Raw genomic sequence first — 2,741 nt, 5'->3', positions numbered from 1 at the left:
TTGATCACGACGTCCTCCTCGAATGGCCGGTTTCGCTGTCCACTACACCGAGCTTACCGTTTAAGGCGCCTTCATTTTGCGGCCTATGCGTTTTCGGCAGACGAGTAAGATATCAGAGGGAGGGCCGCGTTTAGCGAGGCACTCATGTCTGCTCGGGGTCATTTCGACCGTGTCTGCGGGCTGCGCCTGTCACTTGATGTCCGCTTCGCTCCAAAAGCCACGTACTTACTGCGCGGCAGCGAAATGACGCGAAGGGCCAGAAGCCATGGCAAGCGTCACTCGATCACCTCGTCGGCACGAGAATGACACCGACTCTCACGGTATCGCCGGCGGATGATATTCCAGCGTGTAGGCCAGCGCCCACAGCAGGAACAGCACGATCGGCAAGTGAAACAGCAGTTGCAGGAAGGTGAATCCGACCACGTCGCGCGCGCGCAAGCTCAGCACGCCAAGCAGCGGCAGCATCCAGAACGGATTGATCAGATTGGGCAAGGCTTCCGCCGCATTATAGACCTGGACGGCCCAGCCGAGATGCACCTTGAGATCGTTGGCGGCCTGCATCACGTAGGGCGCCTCAAGTAGCCACTTGCCGCCGCCCGACGGGATGAAAAAGCCAAGGATCGCCGAATAGATGCCGATCACCAGCGGATAGAGATGCTGGGTGGACATTGCGACGAAGGCGTGGGTGATCTGGTCGGAGACGGCGACGCCCGCGCCGTTCTTGGCCTGCGTGAGGATCGCGGCAATCGCGCCGTAGAACGGGAACTGGATCAGCACGCCCGAGGTCGCCGGCACCGACTTAATCACCGCGGCGAGGAAGCGCTTCGGCCGCCAGTGCAGCAGAAGACCCACCATGATGAAGATGAAGTTATAGGTGTTGAGATTGGAGATCGCGATCATCCAGTCCTGACGGGCGAACTCGTTGATCACCCAGCCGGCCGCGAGCAGCACCAGCAGGATGGTGAGGATCGGCGAGTGCTCCAGCCATTCCCCGGGGTGCTTCGCTGGTGCCACCTCGATGGCATCGCCGCGCGAGAGCTCTATTCCCATCGCTTCTGCCGTCACGGCTGAGTTGGGACCGGGCGCCGACCAGATCGCAATGGCGACCGAGATCACGAGAAGTACAGCTGTGATCACCAGCGATTGCCACAGGAAAATGGTCTCGGAGAATGGGATGACACCGGTGATCGACACCAGGCTTTTCGGCAGGCTCGCGGCATTGGCCTGCAACTGCGCCGCCGAGGAGGATAGGCCCATCGCCCAAGTGGCGCCAAGCCCGAGATAGGCGGCCGCGCCCGCAGCGCGATAATCCATCTTCAATTCGCGCCGTGCCGCGAGCGCGACTACCAAGAGTCCTCCGAGGATCAGGCTCAGTCCCCAATTGAGCAGTGAAGCCAGAATACTGACGAAGGCGACAAGGCCGACGGCGCCGACGCCGGTCTTGGGCAAATCGGCCAGCCAGCCGATCAGCCGTTGCGCCGGCGCAGAGGTGGCGACGACATAACCGCCGATGGCAACGAAGGCCATCTGCATGGTGAAGGTAATCAGGCTCCAGAACCCGTTGCCGAACGCCACACTAACGGCAACCGGAGAGGCTCCGTTCAGCAGCGCCGCCGCCGCGACCACCACGACGGCGATGGCGACAAAGATGAAGGCGTCGGGAAACCACTTTTCCGCCCACGCGGTAAAGCCGATCGCAATGCGCACCAGTGCGCCTTCCCGCTGCGTTGCAGAAGCGGAAGACGCAACCGTATTCGTCGTTGCCATGATAATCCCCCCAAGGCCCGTTACTCGAAAGGTTAGCATCAAGCCTAACGGCCGACGAACGACATGGACACGGATGATTGTGGAAGGGCGCTTGATCTAGATCAAACTGACGGAGGTACTTCTTTGCGTGCTTTTGAGGCAAGCCATGGTGCCAAGCGTTGGGCGGCTTCAACTATCTCGGCCCGAGGGGTGACCGAGAGCGAGGCCCATGTCGGTTCTGGGTCTTGGCCGTGTAAAAACAGTTTTATAGGGCCGTCAGTCTTGAAGCCAAAACTGGGCCGGCCTCAGGCCGCGATCGCGGCGATCAGCGGCCTGATCCCGAGGATATTCATTGCTCGGGTCAGATTATAGGCCAGAACCGAGAGGGCCATCTCGGCGGCTACCTTTGGAAGGGTTTTGGTCAGGAAGTGCGTCGCTCCCATGCGTGCCTTCATCGTGCCGAACGGATGCTCGACGGTCTCGCGACGAAGGCGCATAGCGAGTGGGTTCGCATCGAGCCGCTGCTGCACGGCGTCGAGCAGATCCTCGTGCTCCCATCGCGTGATCCGTCGCTCTGCCCCGGGCGTGCACTGGGGTTTGATCGGACAATTCTTACAGGCGTTAGTGCAGTAGCGCCGCAGCATCTTGTCGGCTTCTTCGTTTGTATAGCGATACGGCAATCGCTCTCCGGCCGGACAACGATAGGCGTCTTCCTCAGGCAAATAGACAAAGTCCTGCTTACCGAAGCGTCCGTCCGACTTGGCGCCCGAAGTCATCGGCTTGGGCAGAGTTACCGTGATGCCGGCCTCGTGGCAGGCGAGGATCTCCGGGCTGCTGAAGTAGCCGCGATCGGCAACGGCATCGAGCGTCTCGGTCTTCAGAACAGCCTTCGCCTGCCTGGCCATATTGGCAAGTTGCGCCCGATCTGAGCCGCTGTTCGTCACCTCATGCGCGATGATCAGGTGATGGTCGGTATCGACGGCGACTTGGACATT

The 2,741-nt window shown here is 60.7% G+C and carries 2 protein-coding genes; both read right to left on the bottom strand.

The features are described 5' to 3' along the window. Positions 1-315: 315 nt before the first annotated feature. Positions 316-1,767, bottom strand: a complete 1,452-nt coding sequence (locus tag Q2941_RS51190) for a short-chain fatty acid transporter (protein WP_458197484.1) — start codon at positions 1,765-1,767, stop codon at positions 316-318. Between the two features lie 284 nt (positions 1,768-2,051). Next, positions 2,052-2,741, bottom strand: a 690-nt coding sequence (locus Q2941_RS51185) for a transposase (RefSeq protein ID WP_458197483.1), incomplete at its 5' end; no start/stop codon positions are given.

The organism is Bradyrhizobium sp. UFLA05-153, from assembly GCF_054185185.1.
This window is presented reverse-complemented; position numbering and strand designations above follow the sequence as displayed.